Raw genomic sequence first — 22,677 nt, forward strand, 5'->3', positions numbered from 1 at the left:
CATGCGGAAATGGAAATACATGGCTAACACGAAAAAATCTAAACTAATCGCATTATTTGTCTCAAGTGTTGCTTTTGCAACAACAGCAATGGCGGCTTCACCCACGCCTTCACAAATCGCGCAATTTCAAGCCTTGCCTAAGTCGCAACAAGAAGCACTTGCAAGCCAGTATGGAATTGACACCTCTACATTGCAAAGCCAAGGCACTACGCAACAAGAGGCGAAAATAGCGCCAACCATCGGCAAGCGCCAAGCCACCGCTAGAGTTGCAAGAAAACTTGAGTTATTTGGTTATGATTTATTCGCCGGTGAGCCCAGTAGCATGGCGCCTATCGGTGATATTCCCGCTCCAGCTGACTACATGATGGGGCCGGGCGACGAACTGAATATTGAAATATTTGGTAAAGACAATAACAGTTACAGCTTTATCGTAAAGCGTGACGGCAGTATCGACTTACCAAGACTTGGCCCTGTGATGATTGCTGGGCAAACTTATTCGCAAGTGCAAGAGAGCTTAACGGCCTTCATCAAAAGCAAAATTATAGGGGTCGAAGTTACCATTAGTTTAGGTAAATTCCGTACCATGCAAGTATTCGTGTTAGGCGATGCTTACAAGCCTGGAACTTATGTACTTAGTTCACTGGCAACAGTGACCCAAGCATTGCGTGCAGCGGGCGGTATCGATACCTTAGGTTCGCTTCGAAAAATTCAAATAAAGCGTAATGGTTCGCTGCTGCGTCAAATTGATTTATATGATCTGTTGTTAAACGGTAATACCAGCGACGACATCAGGTTGCGAGATGGGGATACTATTTTCATTCCGCCACGAGGCGCAACGATTGTGGTCGACGGCGAAGTACGTCGCCGTGCAATTTATGAACTGAAAGGTAAAACGCCGATCATGAACGTGATTCGAGCGGCGGGTGGCTTTACCGAGCGCGCATTTAGTCAGCACATTAGTGTAGCCAGAGCGACGGACTCAGGTACTGACGTATTCAATATTGACGTGACAACGCAGGCAGGGCGTAATTTTAAAGTAGGTGGCGGTGATAGTATCAAGGTAACCCGTGTGCCAGGCGAATTCAATAACGCCATCGGCTTACTGGGGGCGGTAGAGCGCCCTGGTGCTTACAACTGGAAAAATGGCTTACGTTTAAGTGATTTAGTGGGCAATAGTAAGCAGGATCTTACTCCTGCTACGTATTATGACTATGGGGTGATTGTTCGAGAAATTAACACTCAAGGTGAAATTCAAGTTCTGCAGTTTAACCTGGCTAACGCGATAGCCGCGCCGGGTACAGCAGCTGACCCAGTATTGCAAAAGCGCGACCAAGTGATCATCCTCAATAAAGACTTGGGGCGCAGTTTAGAGCTATCTACGCAAACAGTTGGTGCAACAGAAAGTCGTTTAGAAGCAATGCGTCGTCAAACGGTGACACAACGCGAGAGCTTAGTAACCAAGAATGAACAAACAGAAGATGCAGAAGCAAGCGCGCGTCTTAGTAATGTTGCAAACACCTCTCTAGGAGGTATTAGCGATGCAGACATGGCCAGTGGCGAACAATCTGGCAAGCTTGAAATTGATAGCTTAAATAACAAAACGAGTCTTGAGCGCAGTGCACAAGATGTACGTAACATGTTGCTAGAGCCGGTAATTGCGCAGCTAAAAGCACAGGCGGGCATCAACAAGCCGGTGCAAATAATTGAAATTCGCGGCGCAGTTAAATTTCCAGGCGTTTATCCTTTGGCGAGAGGACAAAGCCTAAAAGACTTAATCATCGCTGCCGGTGGCTTAAAAGAATCCGCTCATTTAGGTCGAGCAGAAATGAGTCGAATTATTGAGCAGGGCGGACGCAGTAATATCGTGCACCGCGATATAGACCTGAATAAAGTTTTTAATGGCTCATCATCGCAGCAAATCAAGCTAGTTAGTAAAGACCGTATTAATATTTTTGCCAAACCAGAATGGCGTGAAGACTTAAGTATTGAATTGGGCGGTGAAGTGCTCTTCCCAGGTCGATATACCTTCAAACGTGGTGAAACCTTACTTGAGCTTATTGAGCGTGCGGGCGGCTTAACCGAATATGCTTACCCCCAAGGGGCGGTATTCTCGCGCGAAAGTTTACGCGAGCAAGAAGCGCAAAAACTGCGTTACTTACATGAACAATTGCGCCAAGAGGTTTCAACCCTAGCGTTTCGCCGTCAATCTTCAAGTAATCCGCTGCAGCAAGCCTCGCCAGCAACCGATGCCATGGGCGTGGTTGATAAACTTGGCATTGCAAGGCCGGTAGGCCGTATGGTAATTAACTTAGACCAAGTGATTGAAGGCAATAAACAACAAAACATCTTGCTAGAAAACGGTGACAAAATATATGTGCCACCATTGCGTAACATCGTCACGGTGATGGGACACATACAAATGCCGACGTCGTTGATTTTTGACAGCAATTTGTCCGTTCAAGATTACATCAATGCCACCGGTGGTCCGAAAAAACAAGCAGATACCGATCGTATCTATGTAATTCGCGCTAATGGCTCGGTCATGCTGCCGGATAGCAGCTATTGGTTTAAGCGCGGTGAAGATAAGCTAATGCCGGGTGACACTATAGTGGTACCTATGGATACAGATTATGTAGATGGCTTGAGCGTCCTAACATCAGCTACGCAAATTCTATACCAAATCGGTGTAGCTTGGGCGGCGATTAAATAAACAACTAGCTTATTCATTACTAATTGGCTTAGCAGCTTTATATAGCTGTTAAGCCTAAACTTATATTTAAGAATTATGACTCAAGAAATTAAACAGCAACCTATATACATTAGCCCTGAATATTTTCAGCAACAAAATAACGAGCTAGATGATGAAATAGATCTACGGGAGCTATTTGGCGCTTTATGGAAAGGTAAATGGCTAATCATTTTTTGTACTTTTATTTTTGCTGTTGGTGCAGTCATCTTTGCAATCAATCAACCTAATTATTACAAAGCACAAGCATTGTTAGCGCCAAGTTCGGGAGAGGGTAGCTCTGGCGGCTTAGGGCAGTTGGGCGGTCTTGCTGCTTTAGCTGGAGTTAATATTGGTGGTGGCAAAAGTGATAAAACACAATTGGCTATGGCTGTATTAAAATCTCGAGAGTTTCAAACACGGTTTATCAATAAATATGATGTGAAAATCCCTTTGTTTGCAGGACTAAAATGGAGTAAAGATAGTGGCGATCTAGCTTTGGATCCTGAAGTGTACGACCCCATTAAAAACGAATGGACTCGCGAGGTACAACCAGGGGAATCTGTTATCCCAACAGATTGGGAGTCTTATAAAGAATTTAATCCTGTTGTGTCAGTATCACAAGATCAAGATAATGGGCTAGTAACTGTATCTGTTGAGTTTTTATCGCCAACGCTAGCGCAAAAGTGGGTGGCATTATTAATTAAAGATTTAAACCAAGTAATGAAAGAGAAAGAGTTATTAGAAAGTGAAAAGAATATTAATTATCTGCAAGAGCAACTAGGTCAAACTACCATCGCTGATATGCAAAGCGTATTCTATCAACTTATTGAAGATCAGATTAAAAATCGTATGCTGGCCGAAGTTCAAGATGAATTTGTTTTTAAGGTCGTTGACCCAGCAGTTGTACCTGAAGAAAAGAGCAAGCCGAAAAGAGCACTGATTTGTGTGTTGGGGACGCTATTAGGCGGTATGTTAGGATGTGCGATTATACTGGTACGCTTTGCGTTTAGGAAACAAGATACCCAGACAATAAATAGATGAAAAAGTGTGGGTGTGTGATTTTTGGTATTTTATTTAAAATATTAAACTGAATTTTTGTAGACATAGAATTAGGAACTTAAGTGTATGAGCAATATCTTGCCTCTAATCGGACGCGATAAAGCGTTGTTTGTATCTGACATTACTGCTCATGAAGAAGAGTTAAAGCGCATCGTATCTAGTTCAAGGTTTCTTGTTTTAGGTGGAGCCGGTTCCATAGGTCAAGCGGTAACTAAAGAGATATTTAAACGCAATCCGAAAAAGCTTCATGTTGTTGATATTAGTGAAAACAACATGGTTGAACTGGTCCGTGATATTCGTAGTTCATTTGGCTACATAAATGGTGACTTCCAGACTTTTGCATTAGACATAGGTTCTGTTGAGTATGATGCGTTTATTAAAGCCGATGGGCAATATGACTACGTTTTAAACTTGTCTGCTTTAAAGCATGTTCGCAGCGAGAAAGACCCTTTTACCTTGATGCGTATGATCGATGTGAATGTATTCAATACAGACAAAACAATTCAGCAGTCGATTGATACTGGCGTGAAAAAGTATTTTTGTGTATCGACAGATAAGGCCGCTAATCCGGTCAACATGATGGGCGCATCTAAGCGAATTATGGAAATGTTCTTAATGCGTAAAAGTGAACAGATTTCGATTTCTACCGCCCGCTTTGCAAACGTTGCTTTTTCGGATGGCTCTTTACTTCATGGCTTTAATCAACGCTTACAAAAGAATCAACCGATTGTTGCCCCCAATGATATAAAACGTTATTTCGTTACCCCTCAAGAGTCTGGTGAGTTGTGTTTGATGTCATGTATTTTTGGTGAAAACCGAGATATCTTTTTTCCTAAATTAAGTGAAGCGCTACACCTCATTTCTTTTGCAGATATAGCAGTGAAATATCTAGAGCAAAGAGGATTAGAGCCTTATTTGTGTCAAAATGAAGATGAGGCGCGTGAATTATCATGCTCTTTACCTGCGCAAGGTAAATGGCCTTGTTTATTCACATCAAGCGATACCACAGGCGAAAAAGACTTTGAAGAGTTCTTTACTGAGAAAGAAACATTAGACATGGCGCGTTTTAACAATTTGGGCATCATTAAAAATGATCCACTTTATGAACAATCGCTTCTTGAGTTGTTTGAAGAAAAGATAGGCCAAATGAAATCAGAACGTGCTTGGTCTAAAGAAGAAATTGTTAATCTCTTCTTTAAGATGATCCCCGATTTTGGCCATAAAGAAACGGGCAAATATCTTGACAGCAAAATGTAGTCATTTTTTATTTTCCGCTATTTTTTAGTCCCGTTTATCGGTTTCAGTTTAAAGTGAGAGTCAAACTATGAGCCAAGCATCTATTGTTGAGTTTGTGCGTGAATTATACCAAACCAATGATTTCATTCCGCTGCATGCCCCCAAATTTGATGGTAACGAACAGAAGTATGTCTTAGAAACAATACAGAGTACGTTTGTTTCGAGTGTTGGTAAGTTTGTCGATGAGTTTGAAAAAAAAATTGAAAGTTATACAGGAAGTGCGAAAGCGGTTGCCACTGTAAATGGGACAGCAGCCTTACACGCTTCACTTTATATGGCTGGCGTTCAGCATGGTGATTTTGTTATAACCCAGGCGTTAACGTTTGTTGCAACATGCAATGCCTTATATCACATGGGGGCGGAGCCTATTTTCGTTGACGTTTCCCCTATAAGTTTGGGCTTATGTCCAAAGGCCGTTGACGAATTTCTAACACAGCATGCAATTGTGACAGATACGGGTTGCATGCATAAGCAAACCAAGCGGCCTATCCGCGCAGTTGTGCCCATGCATACATTTGGTCATCCTGTTGAACTAGATGAGTTAATAGCTGTTTGTCGGAAATGGAATCTGACCTTAGTTGAAGATGCGGCGGAAAGCTTAGGCTCATTTTATAAAGGTAAGCATACCGGTACCTTAGGAGATTTTGGTGCCGTCAGTTTTAACGGTAACAAAATCATTACCACAGGTGGCGGTGGGATGGTTTTATGCAAGACGGCCGAGCTTGGCGCTCATACTAAGCATGTAACGACCACAGCAAAAGTACCCCATCCTTATGAGTTTTATCACGATGAAGCAGGCTTTAATTACCGAATGCCAAACTTAAATGCGGCCTTGGGTTGTGCACAAATGGAAGTATTAGAGCAATATCTAATTGAAAAGCGTGAGCTTGCGAGCCGCTACCAAGATTTTTTTGCAAAGGGTGATTTTAAATTTGTCGTTGAGCCTGAGTATGCCATGTCAAATTACTGGCTAAATGCGGTTATTTGCCCATCTGCACAAGCTAGAGATACCCTGCTAAAGCAAACTAATGAATCAGGTGTGATGACTCGTCCTATTTGGCAATTAATGCATCGATTGCCCATGTTCAAAAATGCCCCTCGTGGTGAGTTAACGCAATCAGAACACATTGAAATGCATTTGATTAACTTACCTAGTAGTCCAATTTCAATTTAATTAAGTTGATAGAATTAGGAATAGCAAGTTTAGTATTATGACTAGAAAAATTGCGGTTTTCACGGGCACAAGAGCAGAGTACGGACTTCTTTTTTGGCTGCTAAAAGACATTCAAAATGATCCAGAGCTTTGTTTGCAGCTTCTTGTATCTGGAATGCATTTATCGCCTGAATTTGGTGAGACCTATAAGCAAATAGAGCAAGATGGCTTCAATATTGACGAAAAGATAGAAATTTTATTATCGTCTGATTCTGCCGTGGGTACAGCTAAAAGCATGGGATTGGGCGTGTTAGGTTTTTCAGATGCACTCGCGCGATTACAACCCAATGTACTGGTCATTTTAGGCGACCGTTTTGAGGCGCTAGCAGCGGCTCAAACGGCAATGATCATGCGGATTCCAATTCTTCACTTACATGGTGGGGAGATCACGGAAGGGGCTTATGATGACGCTATTCGTCATGCAATAACTAAGTTGAGCTACCTTCATGGAACATCAACTGAAGAGTATCGTCAGCGAGTTATACAGCTTGGTGAATCACCAGATAGAGTGAAAAATGTAGGTGCAATAGGTTTAGACCACCTAAAGCGTGCAACTTTTATGACAGTTGATGAATTATCTGGGTCTCTTAACTTCAAAATAGATAAGCCATACTTTCTTGTTACCTACCATCCCGTCACACTAGGTGATGAAGTGCCTGTTGCTAGTTTTCAAGCGCTGCTTGATGCCCTGGATGAGTATCCCGACTACCAAGTGATCCTTACCTATCCGAACGCGGATGATGGTGGTCGTCGAATTATTCCTATTTTGGAAGAATACGCGCGGAAAAATTCTACACGTGTTTTTGCTATACCCTCTTTAGGCCAGGTTCGCTACCTCAGCGCGGTTACTCATGCTGCAGTCGTTATTGGTAATTCATCTAGTGGCATCATTGAGGTGCCAGCCTTTGATGTGCCAACTGTAAACATAGGTTCAAGACAAAAGGGTCGTTTGGCTGCAAAAAGCGTGTTGAATGCAGAGCCTAATCAAGGTGCTATTTCGGCGGCAATCAGCGTCGCAATCTCTCGTGTTTATAAGCATGAAGATGAAAAAGTACATAATCCATATGGCCAAGGTGACACAAGTAGCCAAGTGATTGATATGATCAAGTCGCTTGAGTTCAAACCAAGTAAAGCCTTTTACGATATAAACTTTAACGACGTTAAGTGAGAGAATAATGACTCTAATTATTGCTGAAGCTGGTGTTAATCATAATGGCGATGAAAAATTAGCTTTTGAATTAGTAGACGCGGCATATCAAGCAGGCGCAGATATCGTTAAATTTCAAACTTTTAAAGCAAAAAATCTAGTAACAGCAGATGCAAAGCAAGCAGAATATCAAGTTGCTAATACTCAAAAGCAAGAGTCACAACTGGCTATGTTGAGCCGTTTAGAGCTTTCATATGACGCGCATCATCAACTAGTAAAGCACTGCGAATCTCTGGGCATTGAATTTTTATCCACTGCATTTGATTCAGAAAGCTTAGATTTTCTAGTCAACGATTTGGGCTTAACTCGCCTTAAAATACCTTCTGGTGAAATAACTAATGCCCCTCTTGTACTTGAGCATGCAAAAACAGGCTGTGATTTGATAGTGTCTACTGGTATGGCAACGTTATCAGAAATTGAAGCTGTATTAGGAGTGATAGCATTTGGCTATATCGCAGATAAAACAGCTACACCGAGTGAATTAGCATTTCAACAAGCCTATGCTTCTGAAGCCGGCCAACAAGCACTAAAGCAAAAAGTAACTGTTTTACATTGTACTACAGAATATCCTGCGCCGATGGCTGAGATAAATCTTAAAGCCATGGATACACTTGAGCGCGCGTTTGAGCTTCCTGCTGGTTATTCCGATCATAGTGAGGGAATTACCATTCCTATTGCTGCTGTTGCGCGAGGTGCGGTGCTGATTGAAAAGCACTTTACTCTTGATAAAAATATGGATGGCCCAGATCATAAAGCGTCACTCGAGCCACAAGAGCTTGCCGCAATGGTGAAAGCTATTCGCCAAGTAGAAGTTGCTTTGGGAGTTGGAGTTAAAAGCCCTACTGTTTCAGAGGTAAAAAATAAAGCTGTCGCACGTAAGAGCTTGGTTGCCGCAGAAGACATTAAACATGGTGAAAAGTTTACAAAAGAAAATTTAACTATTAAGCGCCCAGGTTCAGGTGTTTCTCCCTACCGTTACTGGGAACTTTTGGACAAAAAAGCCTCTCATGCTTATCAATCAGGTGATTTAATTGTTGAGTAGTCACAATTTAAAACCACTTATTATCATTGGTGGTGGCGGTCATGCGAGTGTGTTGGTTGATATTTTGCGTTCACAGGATCGAGAAATATTGGCAGTTGTTTCTCCTGATGACATTGCTCATCGGAGTGTTTTTATTGGTATTAAGCACCTAAAAAATGACGACGACCTTTTAGCTTATACGCCAAATGAAGTGGTATTAGTCAATGGTATTGGCATGATGCCGAGAAGCAAAATCAAGCGAAAAATCAATGAGAAATTCTTATCACTTGGTTATCGGTTTGAAACAGTTATAGCAGATAGTGCGATTATTTCTGAGTATGCAAGCCTTGGAGAAGGTGTACAGGTCTTACCTGGTGCAATTATTCAAGCAGGAGCTGTAATTGGTGAATATGCAATTATTAACAGCGGTGCGATTATTGAGCACGATACACAGATTGGCTGTTATAACCACATTGCACCAGGCTCTGTTATATGTGGTCAATGTGTCACAAAAGAAGATGTATTTGTGGGCGCAGGAGCGACCGTTATTCAAAGTGTAAACATTGCTGAGCAAGCGTTTGTTGCAGCAGGTGCAACCTTAACAACAAATATGCCTGCTAGCAGCATCTGTTATCCCTCTCGAGCACAAATAACTCAAGGTGATTTATGAGCCACAGTTGGAAAAAAATATTGATTAGCCCTGAAAGCTCGATAATTCAGGCTCTGAAAATAATAGATAATGAAGCGCTTAGAGTGGCTCTAGTTGTTGATGAAAATCAACGTTTAGCGGGTGTGGTAACAGATGGTGATATCAGACGCGGTATCTTAAATGGCCTAACACTAGATACTGCTGTATCTGAAATAATGAACACTTCGCCAATTACTGCTTGCGTCAACACTCCGAAGAAAGAATTGATAAAATTAATGGAAACTCGGAGTATTCTATCAATTCCTTTAGTTGAGAATGGTGCTGTTGTTGGATTAGAGACCCTGCATCATTTATTCGAACAGCCTACCTATGATAACCCAGTATTTATTATGGCTGGAGGGTTTGGTACTAGATTGCGCCCGCTAACAGATAACTGCCCTAAGCCAATGCTCAAAATAGGTGATAAGCCGATACTTGAAACGCTTATCCGCAGTTTTATCAGTGCTGGATTTAATAACTTTTATATCTCTACCCATTACATGCCTGAGCAAATTAAAGCACATTTTGGTGATGGTAAAGAGTTAGGTATTAATATTACTTATGTCCATGAAGAATCACCGTTGGGTACCGGTGGTGCTCTTGGCTTGCTGCCGGATTGTTTGCCTAAAGATTTACCGCTTATTATGATCAACGGGGATGTGCTTACTAAAGTTGATTTTCAACGTTTACTTGCTTTTCATGAAGAAAATCAGGCTGATGCAACTATGTGTGTGCGCGAGTATGACTATCAAGTGCCATATGGTGTCATAAATGGAGAAGGCAATAAAATCACGAGTATGGTTGAAAAACCGATTCAACGTTTTTTTGTAAATGCTGGCATATATGTGGTCTCGCCGAAAGTCATCAAGTCCGTTCCAGAGAATCACAAAATAGATATGCCGACATTACTTGAGCAGCACATGCAAGAAAGTGACAACATTCTTATGTTCCCAATTCATGAATACTGGTTGGATATAGGGCGAATGGATGACTTCAATAGAGCACAGGCAGATATTCACACATTGGGGTTAGATTGATGGAAAGGGTTGCTGTTGTAGGCCTTGGAAACATCGCTGCGCGCCATCGTAAAAATTTGAAACACCTATTTCCTCAAGCTTCTTTGTATGCTATGTCGGCCAGTGGTCGAATGCCTGATGAAAAAGTAAGTGATGCAAATCATTTGGTATCTTCAATTGAAGCCTTGATCGAGCAAAAGGTTCAATTCGTGATTGTTGCATCTCCTGCACCTTTTCATACTTGTCACGCTATTCCTTTAATCCGAGCAGGGATCCCTGTTCTTATTGAGAAACCCGTGACAGCTTCTAAAGAAGATGCTTTAGCCTTACAAGATGCGGCTGCTCGTTATCAAACCCCGGTTACTGTAGGTTATTGTCTGCGTTACTTGTCTTCTGCCTTAGAGATGAAAAAAATTATGGCCTCGAACCTACTTGGCCATTTGTATCACGCCAATATAGAGATTGGTCAGTACTTGCCAGATTGGCGGCCTAGTAAAAACTATCGTGAATGTGTTTCGGCAAGAGCTGAGTTAGGCGGCGGTGTGTTGCTAGAGTTGAGTCATGAGCTGGATTACACACAGTGGCTGTTGGGTGATTTAACTCTTGAACATGGAGTTTTGCGCAGTACGCAAGAGCTTGGCTTAGAAGTAGAGGACAGTGCTGATCTTCTACTAAGTACTGCTGAAAAAGCTGTGGTACATGTTCACCTTGATTTTTTACAACGTAAGGCTTACCGAAAATGCCGCTTTGTTGGCAGTAAAGGTACATTAGAGTGGGACTTAATTGGTAATGAAATTAGGTTTATCACCGTTGAGAGAGAAGACGTTTTGTATAGTGCTCCCGAATGGGATAAAAACAACATGTATATAGAGATGGTTAAGGATTTTGTCTCTCAAATTCAACAGCAATCCAATCAATGTATTTCCTTAGTGGAAGCTACGAAAAGTATCGAATTAATTGAACAGATTAAACAGAATTGCACTACTTTACCCATTACGGGCGATTTGAAAGGTTAATACTCAATGAAAAATTTTGCATTTGTTTTTGCTCGTGGTGGCTCAAAAGGTCTCCCTGGGAAAAATATAAAACCATTAGCAGGGAAACCATTATTACAGTATTCCATAGACACAGCTTTGGCTGCGCCATCGATTGATAAAGTGTTTGTTTCAACCGACGATGTACAGATCGCGGGTATCGCGCGAGCTTGCGGCGCTATTGTGATTGATCGTCCAGCTGATTTAGCGAGCGATACAAGCCCTGAATGGCTATCATGGCGGCATGGTGTAGAATGGGCTCGGGAACATTACGGTGACTTTGATGGCTTTGTCAGTCTGCCAGCAACAAGCCCACTAAGAAGTGTTCAAGATGTGGAAGGTGCGATTACCCAGTGTAAAAACGTTGCTGCTGATATTTGTATTTCGGTCACTCCTGCTAGCCGCAGCCCTTATTTTAATATGATTAAACTCACATCAGATGGTTTCGTGGAATTAGTTAATAAGCCGGAAGGAGAAGTGATTCGTCGGCAGGATGCGCCTGCTGTATTTGATATAACCACTGTCGTTTACGCCACCACACCTAGCTTCGTTATAAATCATTACGGAATATTTTCAGGAAAAGTAACAAGTATTGAAGTGCCGAAAGAGCGAGCGGTGGATATCGATGATATTTATGATTTCAAATTAGCAGAAACGATACTTCAGGACCTTCAATAATGGAAAAACTTCTAGATAATAAAACCATTCTGATCGCCGGTGCCGGCGGGCTTCTCGGGACTCGATTAGTTCCAGCTTTGCTAAAGCAAGGTGCTAGGGTGATAGCCGCGGATATTAGTCTTAATGTTATGCTTGAGCGTTTATCATCATTAGGCGTTGATGTTAAAAATGAAAGATTGATTAGTTGCCAGTTAGATGTAACTAAAGAAGATAGCGTTAAAGCTTTTTTTGCCGAGCAAGTTAATATAGATGGCGCTGTGAACGCTACTTACCCACGAAATAAAACTTACGGTAAGCACTTTTTTGATGTTAGCCCAGATAGCTTTAACGAAAATTTGTCTCTTCATTTAGGTAGTGCATTTTTGTTCACTCAGCAATTCGCTGCTTATTTTAAGCAACATCAACGGCCATTATCATTAGTCAATATATCTTCTATATATGGAGTAATTGCGCCTAAATTTGAAATTTACGATAACACATCTATGACGATGCCCGTTGAGTACGCGGCGATTAAATCCGCTATTCAACATTTAAATAAATATGTGGTGGCATATGTCAATGATAGCCGTTTTCGTATTAACTGTGTAAGCCCCGGTGGTATTTTTGATCATCAACCAGAGGCTTTCTTGGCGGCTTACAAAGAAAAAACACATGGAGCAGGCATGCTTGATGTTGAAGATATAGTTGGGGCTGTTCTGTTTTTATTGTCCGAACAATCTCGTTTTGTTACAGGGCAAAATATAGTTGTGGATGATGGTTTCTCGTTATGAATTTAAGTGGGATTGTAAAAAAAATATTTTCACCATATGTTTTGTCTAATGAAGAAAAAGAATTTATTAAGTTAAACAGAATAGTATGGAATACTAAATGTAAGGGGAGTGTAGGTGTTTTAGTCGAAGGTTTTTTAGACTCGCCTACAAGTGTCGTTGAAAAATCAAGGTTAGCTAATGCTGCAAGGGAGGTTACGGGATTAGATGTTGAAGTCATAGTGCGGGGGGTCTTTGGTAAAGCAAGCAATGTTATACCAATTTATAAGTCATTTGGATTTGATAGGTTTCGGCTTTGGTGGAGGAATTACTTCAATCCATTTGTTGTTATTCCCGCGTTTTCTTCATTTTTCCACCTTCTTTTTATGATTAGAACTGGTGATGCGTTAGTTGATTATAAAAAAGATGATATTGTTATTGGAGACCTGATTTATGATTCTTTGATAAGGAATATTCCGAATAGTTACACGGTGAAAAATATTTGTATTTTTAAACATGGGCGGATTTTGCTTCGTTCAATGTTTTTCTTTTACGGAAATAAAAGAATATTAAAAAATAAGAACGTAAAGTTTTTTGTAACTAGCCATAACGTCTATGCGGAATATGGAATGTTGTGTCGCCAAGCTCACAACCAAGGTGCTATTGTTTTATTGAAAGATATGGATGTTTATAAAATTTATTCCAAATCGAAAAATGTAAATGAACATTTCTTAAAAGTTGAACAATCTATTGTAGATGAATGTGTTAGAACATCTGACCTAAAGAAAGAAAAAGAATATTACCGCTCTAGAGTTTTAGGCTTATCAGAGCAGGTGGATATAAAAAATGCTTATAAAAATAAAAAGATATATAGTAAGTCTGAAACGTTAGCATTGCATACGAATTTTAGCTTAAGCAAAAAAAATGTATTTGTCATGGCGCATGCTTTTTCTGATGCCCCCCATGTAGGAGAAGGGCTTCTTTTTAGAGATTATTACGATTTTTTAGAAAAAACGCTTATAAAGCTAAATGGTAATAGTAATATTAATTGCTTTGTTAAAGCTCATCCCAGCTCCTACATGTGGGGGGAGAAGGGCGGGGTTGAAGAAATAGTTGAGACTAATTGCTTAACTAATGTTTGTATAGTGCCTAGTGACTACAATACGAGTTCAATAATAGATGTGGCCGATGTTATTGTTACAGCTAAGGGAACCGCAGGGCTCGAATTTAGCTGTGCAGGGATTCCTGCAATAACTGCCGGTATAGGTTATTATCATGGATTTGGTATTTGTTATGAACCAAATACGGTAGCAGATTACTATTCATTCCTCATGAACAGTCACCAATTAAATAAGCTTGATGACAGTGTTATAAATAAGTCTCTGATCGTTCTCTATCAAAGTTTTAATCGATTATTTCATTCGCCAGTTTTACCTGCTGTTCAAATTCGGCCTGGGGATGATTATCAATCATTATACCGTTCTAAGTATTCTGAAATGGTTACTAATTTGAATGCGAATATATTAATGAAAGATGAATTTTATGATTTGGTTAAGTCTGATATAAGTCGAGTTGTTGATGAAGAGTAAGTTCCTCTATGTAGGGTTAAGCTACTCGATTCAATTTTTAAATATTGTATTGAATCTGATTTTTATGCAACGTTTACCACCGATTATACTTGGTGATCTAGCGATCGCTAAGATTTGGCTTCAGGCTTTTGACTATACTCATTTGGGAACGCGTTTTGCTCTGGACCGCTATTTGCCTGTAACAAAACGAGATAGTCATCGTCGACCTTATTTGATCTTCTCGCTTTGTGTTGTGTTGGTAGGTTCGTCGATTGTTTTTATTTCATCAATGATTTTGGAGCGCGCTAATCCAATAGTTTTTTCTTTTTGTATTGTAGGTATCACATTAGCACTTTTTAATGTTATTAAAGCATATTTTCGAGCTGTTGGCGGGATAGAAACGGTCAATAAGTTAATGGCGCTTTTGTATGTATTACCACTTACATTATCTGTAAGTGTAGCGCTTTATTCATTTTCACTATTTATCTGGGTGTACCCTTTAAGTTTTAGTTTTTTCTTGTTGTTTTTTTCAATTAAATACTACTCGTTGTTGCTAGATAATTACAATTTAAAACACTTTTCTGTCATTAAGCGTAAGGTTAGTTCTGTTTCATTTTTATTGTTTTTTAACTCAGTGTGTGTGTATGCCAGTTTTGTTGTTGACCGCTTCTTTGTAGATTGGTATTTGGGGCGAGTGGAATTAGGACTTTACAGTGTTGTAATGTTCGTTTTTGCCTCGTTGTTTACTATACCTTCTATTTTGACTGAGCTTGTATTTCCCAAGGTTGTATATCGTGTTGTCAATGAACGACAGTTGTTTTTTATTCGAGAGATGTTATTTGTCTTTTTGGGGACTGCAATTGCCGTATTAATAGCAAATTGTGCTTTGTATTTTTTAGTACAACGTTTCACTGATTATGGTGAGCTACTTCCTTTGATGCAACTTGCTTCATTAGGAGTTTTACCATATTCCTTTATTGCGATATTCCATCATGTATTTAATGCTTTGGATAAAAGGAGGTTGTTGTTTTTTTCTAATGCAAGTTTATTGCTAATATATGTACTTTCGTTATCTTTTTATTATGATGGTGGGTTGGCCTATTTTGTATATTTAAAGGTGGCTTTTTGTTTTTTCCTATGTTTATTTCTTTTTTTAATGTTGTTTTTTTCTAATGATTAGTCTCCTATATATCTTACTAGGTGGTTGTGGGTATACAGTTATCGCTAAATTAGCTAAAGACTATTATCATCCGAGTGCTATATTGGTTTTGTTGTGGTTCCTATCTTCATCTTTAGCTAGTTTTGAACCTTTTTATAACAAGCAACTTCAGAACTCTTTGTCTTTCGATGCTCATGTTAGTATTGTTGTGGCTGGGGCTTCTTTGTTTTTTCCTGCCTTTTTCTTATCATTTGTTTCAAAGCCAAGAAATAGATATTCATTTTTTAAACCAAATGGTCTATATAGTTACTGCCTTAATGGCTCCATGCTTATTGCAATTTTTGTTTTTTTTGTGCGATTTAAGTCTCAAATTTTCATGCCTACTTTGTTCGTGTCAGGTATAAGTGATGTTAAATCAGCTGTCCCTGATGGCATTCCGTTTTTGCACTATTTTGATTTGTTGACTCCCTTTTTAGCTGTGTCGGCTCTACACAGATTACTTTTTTGCAATAAGACTAACAGTCTTAATTTTGTGTTGCTCTTATCTTTTATATTTTTTTCAATTTTAACTATTGTTTTATATAAGGTATCAAGGGGAGAGTTGTTAGTAATAATTTTGGGTTCGCTATACCTTTTTTATGCAAAATATCAGTTCTCTATATTAAAGGTGTTTACTTTGTTTCTTTTCGTGGTATCCATATTTCTATTTTTTACCTATTTAAGGGTTTCGGAGGCTGGGATGGTTGCCGGTTACCTAGGTGATGGCGCATGGATGATTTTTAGCCCCGTTTACACGTATGTTGCGATAAATTTCGAAAACTTTAATAAGCTAACCTTGGTCGATAATTTTCAGTACACACACTATGTAGCAACGTTGAAGTTTGCTATTAACCCATTTTATCCAGATCTATATGACCCTAATACCGGTGTTGTTAAAGATTTTAGTACCCTTTTTTTTAATGCTCGGCCATTTCTATATTATTTTTACCATGATCTAGGTGTTTTTGGTGTTGGCCTTTTTTCATTTTTTATATCAATTTTTGTTAAGCTCATTTATATTGCAAGCACGCAAGATTCAAAATATTGCTTGATGGTTGCATTTATGCAGAAAGCCATTTTCTTTATTTTCTTCGGAAATTACTTTTTTGGGGATTTGGTTCTTGTTTTTCCATATTTGTTTTGTTTTTTTCTCATTATATTGATGTACAGAAGAGTGAGGTTTTTCCATTGAAACTTATTTTTGCAGGTAATCTACATTATGGTGGTGCGGTACAGGTTGCTGTTTCGTTTATTTCTGAACTTGTTTCCCTTGGGCCTTCTGAATTAAAAGATATTGACGTCATAGTTTCTTCTGCTATACACAATCAGCTAGATATCGATTTATCCATGTTTAATAATTACAGTGTCATAGATTTTTTTGGAGCGAAATTTTTTAGTGGAAAAAATAATTTAGAGTTTTTCTATGATGTTTGTTTTGTTGTGTTTGGTCCGATTTACTATTCATTAAATGCCCGGAATTATGTGGTCGGGTTTGCTCAACCTTGGATCGCATATTCGGATAATGATGTATATCCAAAACTCTCATTGCATGAAAAAATAAAAAATAAGATGAGGTTTTTTATTCAGGATAAGTTGTTTCGCCGTTATCAGCATTTAGTTGTTGAGCATAAGCATGTTAAGGATGCGTTATTGGCGAAAGGTTATCACAATAATATTACTGTTGTTTCAAATTCTTATGCTAGTGTGTTTGATTATCCCGATATGTGGAAAAAGGTTAATTCGCCAATAAATACCAGTCAACGTCTTGCTCTCGGTTTTATTGGGTGTGCTTATCCTCATAAAAATTTAGCTATATTAAATCAAGTTGACAGTATATTGACCGAAAAATATGGTGTGGAGGTAGATTTCTTATTTACTCTGACTAAAGAAGAAATGCAACATTTAAACTTTGATAAAAAAAATAATTTTTATACTGTTGGTAGAGTTTCACTTGCCCAGTGCCCTTCTTTTTATCAGCTTGTTGATGCTTTGATTTTTCCTAGTCAGTTGGAGTGTTTTTCTGCTACACCACTCGAAGCCATGAAAATGCGAAAAACTGTTTTTGCATCTAACTATCCTTTTATTTCTGAAGTTTGTATGGACGCGGGCATTTATTTTGATGCAAACGATGCATTTGATATTGCGAGAGTTATTCATGAGGGGTTAAATGATAGCGATACTTTAAAGCATAAAATAGAACTAGGTAGTGATATTGTTAACAATGCCCCGACTGCACGTCAACGTGCTCTATCATATTTAGAAGTATTGTCTAGTTATAATAAATGAGTAAATACTATGTTTAATAATAAAATATTACTGATCACCGGTGGTACAGGATCCTTTGGTAATGCTGTGCTAAATCGTTTTTTAGAAACAGATGTTAAAGAGATACGTATTTTTTCTCGTGATGAGAAAAAACAAGATGACATGCGGAAAAAATTCAATTCAGACAAATTGAAGTTTTATATTGGCGATGTTCGCGATTATCAAAGTGTTTCGAATGCTATTCGTGGTGTTGACTATATCTATCATGCTGCAGCGCTTAAACAAGTACCCTCTTGTGAGTTCTACCCATTAGAAGCGGTTAAAACCAATGTGTTAGGCACAGAAAATGTGCTTGAAGCGGCTATCAACCATGGTGTTGAAAGGGTTGTTTGTTTGAGCACTGATAAAGCGGTTTATCCAATTAATGCGATGGGTATCTCTAAGGCGATGATGGAGAAAGTGATTGTTGCTAAATCACGTAATGTGCCTAAAGGAATGACGATTTGCACAACCCGTTATGGCAATGTTATGGCTTCACGTGGAAGTGTTATCCCTCTTTTTTGTCGCCAAATCATTGAAGGCAAATCTTTAACGGTTACTGACCCTAATATGACACGGTTCATGATGACGTTAGATGATGCCGTTGATTTAGTGTTACATGCTTTTGAACATGGTAGTAATGGTGATATTTTTGTGCAAAAAGCGCCCGGCGCAACCATTGATGTTTTGACTAAAGCCATTTTCAATATTATGGATAAACCTAATCATGAAGTGAATGTGATCGGCACGCGTCATGGTGAAAAATTGTATGAAGCGCTATGTAGCCGTGAAGAAATGTTTGTAGCCGAAGACCAAGGTGGTTATTACCGTATTCCAGCTGATAATCGTGATTTGAATTACGCTCAGTATGTTGAAGAAGGGGAGCAAGACCTGTCAGTGGTTGAAGATTACAACTCGCATAATACCGAGCGTTTAGATGTCGCTGGTATGGAAGCGCTGCTGCTAAAATTAGATTTTATGCGCGAGATTAAAGCTGGAAACTTGACTGTACCTGAGGGCGTTTAAATGAATATTATTGTTACTGGGGCAAATGGTTTTATTGGCAAAAACCTATGTACAATGCTAGCAGAGCAAGGTTATAACGATCTTATTAAGGTTGATATTGAAACCACCCGAGAGCAGTTAGCTGGCTACTTACAAAATGCTGATTTCGTTTATCATCTTGCAGGAGTTAACCGCCCGCAACATGATTCAGAATTTAAGGAAGGCAATGCTGATTTAACCACCTTTATCGTTGATGAGTTGAAAAAATCGGGTAACCGTACACCCATCATGGTCAGCTCTTCTATTCAAGCTGAACGAGATAATGCGTATGGAGTGAGTAAGGCACAGGCTGAGCAAGCATTAGAGCAATACGGTACAGATACCGGTGCTGGCTACTTTATTTATCGTTTCCCAAATGTTTTCGGTAAATGGTGCCGTCCGAATTATAATTCTTTTGTTGCCACTTTTTGCCACAATATTGCCCACGATATTGATATCCGCGTAGATAATCCTTCAGCGCCTGTCACCTTGGTTTATATAGATGATATTTGTGCTGAGTTAATATCTTTACTTTCAAGTAAGAAAAATTCGGGTTTAAATTCTGTTGCCCCCGAATACTCAACAACGGTGGGTGAGGTCGCGGATTTACTTCGCGCGTTCAAATCTAGTCGTGAAAGTCTAGTGACCGAAAATGTTGGAACTGGATTGACTCGCGCCCTCTACTCAACTTATTTAAGTTATCTTTCCCCTTCTCAATTCAGTTATAGCGTACCAAGTTATGGTGATGAGCGTGGTGTTTTTTGTGAAATGCTTAAAACAAAGGAAGCGGGTCAGTTTTCTTTCTTCACTGCTCATCCAGGGATCACTCGAGGTGGCCACTATCACCATTCCAAAAATGAGAAGTTTCTGGTGATTAAAGGTAAGGCATTATTTAAGTTTGAGCATATCATCACCGGCGAACGTTATGAGTTGCTTGTTAATTCAATAAAACCAGAAATAGTGGAGACGGTTCCTGGTTGGTCTCATGATGTTACTAATGTTGGCAATGATGAATTAGTTGTGATGCTTTGGGCAAATGAGGTTTTTGATCGTGAAGCTCCCGATACCATTGCTAAACCACTTTAAGAGCAGAATATAGAAATGAAAAAATTAAAAGTTATGTCGGTGGTCGGAACTCGGCCTGAAATCATTCGGTTGTCGCGCGTTTTAGCAAAATTGGACGAGCATTGTGAGCATATTATCGTTCACACGGGTCAAAACTATGATTATGAATTAAACGAAGTATTTTTCAGTGATTTAGGTGTACGTAAGCCGGACTACTTTTTAAATGCTGCGGGGAAGAACGCGGCAGAAACTATTGGTCAAGTCATTATTAAGGTTGACCAAGTGCTTGAAGAAGTTGAGCCTGAGGCTATGCTTGTTCTCGGGGACACGAACTCATGTCTTTCAGCGTTGCCAGCAAAACGTCGTAGGGTACCAATATTCCACATGGAGGCGGGTAATCGTTGTTTTGATCAACGAGTCCCTGAAGAAACAAACCGCCGCATAGTTGATCATACCTCGGATATTAACCTTACCTATAGCTCTATCGCTCGCGATTATTTGCTGGCTGAAGGGTTACCTGCTGATCGAGTTATTAAAACCGGTAGTCCGATGTTTGAAGTGCTTAATCACTACATGCCTCAGATTGACGATTCTGATGTGCTATCAAGACTTGGGCTTGAAAGAGGTCAGTTTTTTGTTGTTAGTGCACACCGCGAAGAGAATGTGGACTCACCTAAACAGCTAGCGAAGTTGGCTGAAACACTTAATACTGTTGCTGAGCATTATGGATTACCAGTAATAGTGTCAACTCATCCACGAACGCGTAATAGAATTGAGGCTCAGGGTTTAGCTTTTCACCCTAATATCCAATTACTGAAACCGTTAGGGTTCCACGATTATAATCACCTACAAAAGAATGCAAAGGCGGCGCTTTCAGATAGTGGAACGATTAATGAGGAATCTTCGATAATGAATTTCCCTGCGCTTAATTTGCGTGAAGCTCATGAGCGACCAGAAGGCATGGAGGAAGCGTCTGTTATGATGGTCGGCCTTGGCGTTGAGCGAGTTATGCAAGGTCTTGAAATATTGGAATCTCAACCATCTGGCGAAGAACGTCTGTTACGTCAAGTTTATGATTACAGTATGCCAAACGTTTCCGATAAGGTTGTACGGATTCTTCATTCTTACACTGACTATGTTAAGCGTGTTGTTTGGAAAGAGTATTAATGCATTTAGCTCTTGTTATCGATGATTACTTGCCCCACAGTACGCGTGTTGGGGCAAAAATGTTTCATGAACTAGCCATAGAGTTTATCTCTCAAGGGCACAATGTTACAGTAATCACACCTATCGTTGGACAAAAAGCGGCTTTAACTCAGGATTCTATTGATGGTGTCAACATATGGCGTTTTAACTCTGGCCCCATAAAAGATATAGGTAAAGTAAAAAGAGCTTTAAATGAAACATTATTGTCATTTAAGGCTTGGCAAGCCATTAAAAACCAAGTCAAGCATGATTCTTTTGATGGTGTAATTTACTATTCTCCATCTATTTTTTTTGGCGGTCTAGTCGCCAAGATAAAACAACGCTGCTTATGCCCATCCTATTTGGTGTTACGTGATTTGTTCCCTCAATGGGTTATTGATGCTGGTATGATCAAGCAGGGTTCTTTAATTGAAAGATACTTTCGATTATTTGAACATTATTCATATCGTCAAGCCGATACCATCGGTTTGATGTCTGAGAAAAACGTAGAAGTTTTTCAACAAGCTAATGGCCAAAATTATCCCACTCAAATATTGCGCAATTGGGCTGCATTAAAGCCATATGAGCTTGAGGATAATTCTTTATCTATCCGAGGTGAACTTGGATTAGAAGGTAAGGTTATCTACTTCTATGGAGGAAATATTGGTCATGCCCAAGACATGGCTAATCTTATGCGGCTAGCTAAAAGTATGTGCCATTATGAAAATGCACATTTTCTATTTGTCGGGCAAGGCGATGAGGTAGACCTCATTAATAATTTAGCTGTGGAGTGGCAGCTAGACAATTTTACTTATTTACCTTCTGTTAATCAGGATGAATTCAAAGCTATCTTAGCTAATATTGATGTAGGTCTTTTTTCCTTATCTGCTCAGCATACCGCTCATAACTTCCCTGGCAAGCTGCTTGGCTACATGGTTCAATCACTGCCAATTTTGGGCAGTGTTAATGAAGGCAATGATTTGATGGATCTAATGAATTCACATAATGCTGGTTTTATTACTGTTAATGGCAATGATGATGATTTTCTGCATAATGCGATTAGTTTGTACCATGATCATCAATTAAGAAGTTCACTTGGCGTAAATGCGTATTCTCTATTAAAGAATGAATTTGCAGTGGCAACGATAGCGCATAACGTTTTGGAAGCATTACGGAGGTAAACTTGAGAACATTTGGAAGCGACGAGCTAGAGTATTTGTTTCAGCAAGCCGAATTATCGCAAAGAGCAAGAGCTCATTTAAATTTGCACCAAAGCTACGACGATAAAGTTCAACGTTTATACATTGCAATGCTTAAAGGCAGTTATGTTGAACCTCACTTTCATGAATTGCCCCATCAATGGGAAATGTTTATGGTTGTTCAGGGGGTGATAAATCTAAAATTATATCACCTTGATGGCTCTGAAAAGGCAAGCCTATTTCTTGGCGAGGGACATGATATTAAGTCTATGGAGCTACATCCTAATGAAATTCACAGTGTGGAATGTATATCAGATAAAGCACTATTGTTAGAGATTAAGGAAGGCCCATTTGATGTTGAATATGCAAAAAAGTTTCCGTCATGGTGATTTTTGCTTTTTATTAAACAAAAAAGCCCATGCAGATTA

The 22,677-nt window shown here is 39.4% G+C and carries 20 protein-coding genes; all 20 read left to right on the top strand.

The window, feature by feature from the left end:
• The first annotated feature begins 19 nt into the window (after positions 1–19).
• The 20 genes from K6Y31_RS04420 to K6Y31_RS04515 all read left to right on the top strand — a co-directional run bounded on the left by K6Y31_RS04420 (position 20) and on the right by K6Y31_RS04515 (position 22,638).
• On the top strand, positions 20–2,710 hold the full coding sequence (locus K6Y31_RS04420) for an SLBB domain-containing protein (RefSeq protein WP_233051631.1): 2,691 nt from the start codon (positions 20–22) through the stop codon (positions 2,708–2,710).
• A gap of 75 nt (positions 2,711–2,785) precedes the next feature.
• Positions 2,786–3,769 carry a Wzz/FepE/Etk N-terminal domain-containing protein gene (locus tag K6Y31_RS04425; RefSeq protein WP_233051632.1) on the top strand — a complete coding sequence of 328 codons (984 nt, stop codon included), beginning with the start codon at positions 2,786–2,788 and terminating at the stop codon, positions 3,767–3,769.
• Between the two features lie 84 nt (positions 3,770–3,853).
• A complete protein-coding gene (locus K6Y31_RS04430) occupies positions 3,854–5,044 on the top strand; it encodes a UDP-N-acetylglucosamine 4,6-dehydratase (RefSeq protein ID WP_233051633.1) in 1,191 nt (396 codons plus the stop codon).
• Between the two features lie 67 nt (positions 5,045–5,111).
• Entirely contained in the window at positions 5,112–6,257 is a 1,146-nt protein-coding gene (locus K6Y31_RS04435) for a LegC family aminotransferase (RefSeq protein ID WP_233051634.1), read from the top strand.
• Between the two features lie 37 nt (positions 6,258–6,294).
• Positions 6,295–7,464 carry a UDP-N-acetylglucosamine 2-epimerase gene (gene neuC, locus K6Y31_RS04440; RefSeq protein WP_233051635.1) on the top strand — a complete coding sequence of 390 codons (1,170 nt, stop codon included), beginning with the start codon at positions 6,295–6,297 and terminating at the stop codon, positions 7,462–7,464.
• 7 nt (positions 7,465–7,471) lie between these two features.
• A complete protein-coding gene (gene neuB / locus K6Y31_RS04445) occupies positions 7,472–8,545 on the top strand; it encodes an N-acetylneuraminate synthase (RefSeq protein WP_233051636.1) in 1,074 nt (357 codons plus the stop codon).
• Positions 8,538–9,194 carry an acetyltransferase gene (locus tag K6Y31_RS04450; protein WP_233051637.1) on the top strand — a complete coding sequence of 219 codons (657 nt, stop codon included), beginning with the start codon at positions 8,538–8,540 and terminating at the stop codon, positions 9,192–9,194. The genes neuB and K6Y31_RS04450 overlap by 8 nt, the downstream gene beginning before the upstream one ends.
• On the top strand, positions 9,191–10,249 hold the full coding sequence (locus tag K6Y31_RS04455) for a nucleotidyltransferase family protein (protein WP_233051638.1): 1,059 nt from the start codon (positions 9,191–9,193) through the stop codon (positions 10,247–10,249). Before K6Y31_RS04450 ends, K6Y31_RS04455 begins: the two co-directional genes overlap by 4 nt.
• Positions 10,249–11,244, top strand: coding sequence for a Gfo/Idh/MocA family protein (locus tag K6Y31_RS04460; RefSeq protein WP_233051639.1), 996 nt, complete (start codon positions 10,249–10,251; stop codon positions 11,242–11,244). The genes K6Y31_RS04455 and K6Y31_RS04460 overlap by 1 nt, the downstream gene beginning before the upstream one ends.
• A 6-nt stretch (positions 11,245–11,250) precedes the next feature.
• Entirely contained in the window at positions 11,251–11,940 is a 690-nt protein-coding gene (locus K6Y31_RS04465) for an acylneuraminate cytidylyltransferase family protein (RefSeq protein ID WP_233051640.1), read from the top strand.
• A complete protein-coding gene (locus tag K6Y31_RS04470) occupies positions 11,940–12,710 on the top strand; it encodes an oxidoreductase (protein WP_233051641.1) in 771 nt (256 codons plus the stop codon). The genes K6Y31_RS04465 and K6Y31_RS04470 overlap by 1 nt, the downstream gene beginning before the upstream one ends.
• Complete coding sequence (locus K6Y31_RS04475) at positions 12,707–14,275, top strand: capsular polysaccharide export protein, LipB/KpsS family (protein ID WP_233051642.1); 1,569 nt, start codon at positions 12,707–12,709, stop codon at positions 14,273–14,275. Before K6Y31_RS04470 ends, K6Y31_RS04475 begins: the two co-directional genes overlap by 4 nt.
• Positions 14,265–15,434, top strand: coding sequence for a polysaccharide biosynthesis protein (locus K6Y31_RS04480; RefSeq protein ID WP_233051643.1), 1,170 nt, complete (start codon positions 14,265–14,267; stop codon positions 15,432–15,434). Before K6Y31_RS04475 ends, K6Y31_RS04480 begins: the two co-directional genes overlap by 11 nt.
• Positions 15,427–16,644 carry an O-antigen polymerase gene (locus tag K6Y31_RS04485; protein WP_233051644.1) on the top strand — a complete coding sequence of 406 codons (1,218 nt, stop codon included), beginning with the start codon at positions 15,427–15,429 and terminating at the stop codon, positions 16,642–16,644. The genes K6Y31_RS04480 and K6Y31_RS04485 overlap by 8 nt, the downstream gene beginning before the upstream one ends.
• Positions 16,641–17,738 carry a glycosyltransferase gene (locus tag K6Y31_RS04490; protein WP_233051645.1) on the top strand — a complete coding sequence of 366 codons (1,098 nt, stop codon included), beginning with the start codon at positions 16,641–16,643 and terminating at the stop codon, positions 17,736–17,738. Before K6Y31_RS04485 ends, K6Y31_RS04490 begins: the two co-directional genes overlap by 4 nt.
• A gap of 9 nt (positions 17,739–17,747) precedes the next feature.
• Positions 17,748–18,782 carry a polysaccharide biosynthesis protein gene (locus tag K6Y31_RS04495; protein WP_233051646.1) on the top strand — a complete coding sequence of 345 codons (1,035 nt, stop codon included), beginning with the start codon at positions 17,748–17,750 and terminating at the stop codon, positions 18,780–18,782.
• Positions 18,783–19,886, top strand: a complete 1,104-nt coding sequence (gene wbjC, locus K6Y31_RS04500) for a UDP-2-acetamido-2,6-beta-L-arabino-hexul-4-ose reductase (RefSeq protein WP_233051647.1) — start codon at positions 18,783–18,785, stop codon at positions 19,884–19,886.
• Positions 19,887–19,901: 15 nt separating this feature from the next.
• Positions 19,902–21,032 (top strand): non-hydrolyzing UDP-N-acetylglucosamine 2-epimerase, encoded by a 1,131-nt coding sequence (wecB, locus tag K6Y31_RS04505; protein ID WP_233051648.1) that lies wholly within the window; start codon positions 19,902–19,904, stop codon positions 21,030–21,032.
• Positions 21,032–22,231 (top strand): glycosyltransferase family 4 protein, encoded by a 1,200-nt coding sequence (locus K6Y31_RS04510; RefSeq protein WP_233051649.1) that lies wholly within the window; start codon positions 21,032–21,034, stop codon positions 22,229–22,231. Before wecB ends, K6Y31_RS04510 begins: the two co-directional genes overlap by 1 nt.
• 2 nt (positions 22,232–22,233) lie before the next feature.
• Positions 22,234–22,638 (top strand): WbuC family cupin fold metalloprotein, encoded by a 405-nt coding sequence (locus K6Y31_RS04515; protein ID WP_233051650.1) that lies wholly within the window; start codon positions 22,234–22,236, stop codon positions 22,636–22,638.
• The last annotated feature ends 39 nt before the right edge of the window (positions 22,639–22,677 follow it).

The sequence above is a fragment of the Motilimonas cestriensis genome (assembly GCF_021295315.1).
Classification (GTDB): domain Bacteria; phylum Pseudomonadota; class Gammaproteobacteria; order Enterobacterales; family CBDFNC01; genus Motilimonas; species Motilimonas cestriensis.

What these genes read in the sequence shown, in the direction of transcription:
- K6Y31_RS04420 (WP_233051631.1), top strand. Translation starts at nt 20, where the DNA reads ATGGCTAACACGAAAAAATCTAAACTAATCGCATTATTTGTCTCAAGT.
- K6Y31_RS04470 (WP_233051641.1), top strand. Translation starts at nt 11,940, where the DNA reads ATGGAAAAACTTCTAGATAATAAAACCATTCTGATCGCCGGTGCCGGC.
- neuC (WP_233051635.1), top strand. Translation starts at nt 6,295, where the DNA reads ATGACTAGAAAAATTGCGGTTTTCACGGGCACAAGAGCAGAGTACGGA.
- K6Y31_RS04465 (WP_233051640.1), top strand. Translation starts at nt 11,251, where the DNA reads ATGAAAAATTTTGCATTTGTTTTTGCTCGTGGTGGCTCAAAAGGTCTC.
- wecB (WP_233051648.1), top strand. Translation starts at nt 19,902, where the DNA reads ATGAAAAAATTAAAAGTTATGTCGGTGGTCGGAACTCGGCCTGAAATC.
- K6Y31_RS04480 (WP_233051643.1), top strand. Translation starts at nt 14,265, where the DNA reads ATGAAGAGTAAGTTCCTCTATGTAGGGTTAAGCTACTCGATTCAATTT.
- wbjC (WP_233051647.1), top strand. Translation starts at nt 18,783, where the DNA reads ATGAATATTATTGTTACTGGGGCAAATGGTTTTATTGGCAAAAACCTA.
- K6Y31_RS04475 (WP_233051642.1), top strand. Translation starts at nt 12,707, where the DNA reads ATGAATTTAAGTGGGATTGTAAAAAAAATATTTTCACCATATGTTTTG.
- K6Y31_RS04510 (WP_233051649.1), top strand. Translation starts at nt 21,032, where the DNA reads ATGCATTTAGCTCTTGTTATCGATGATTACTTGCCCCACAGTACGCGT.
- K6Y31_RS04485 (WP_233051644.1), top strand. Translation starts at nt 15,427, where the DNA reads ATGATTAGTCTCCTATATATCTTACTAGGTGGTTGTGGGTATACAGTT.
- K6Y31_RS04435 (WP_233051634.1), top strand. Translation starts at nt 5,112, where the DNA reads ATGAGCCAAGCATCTATTGTTGAGTTTGTGCGTGAATTATACCAAACC.
- K6Y31_RS04460 (WP_233051639.1), top strand. Translation starts at nt 10,249, where the DNA reads ATGGAAAGGGTTGCTGTTGTAGGCCTTGGAAACATCGCTGCGCGCCAT.
- K6Y31_RS04425 (WP_233051632.1), top strand. Translation starts at nt 2,786, where the DNA reads ATGACTCAAGAAATTAAACAGCAACCTATATACATTAGCCCTGAATAT.
- K6Y31_RS04495 (WP_233051646.1), top strand. Translation starts at nt 17,748, where the DNA reads ATGTTTAATAATAAAATATTACTGATCACCGGTGGTACAGGATCCTTT.
- K6Y31_RS04455 (WP_233051638.1), top strand. Translation starts at nt 9,191, where the DNA reads ATGAGCCACAGTTGGAAAAAAATATTGATTAGCCCTGAAAGCTCGATA.
- neuB (WP_233051636.1), top strand. Translation starts at nt 7,472, where the DNA reads ATGACTCTAATTATTGCTGAAGCTGGTGTTAATCATAATGGCGATGAA.
- K6Y31_RS04430 (WP_233051633.1), top strand. Translation starts at nt 3,854, where the DNA reads ATGAGCAATATCTTGCCTCTAATCGGACGCGATAAAGCGTTGTTTGTA.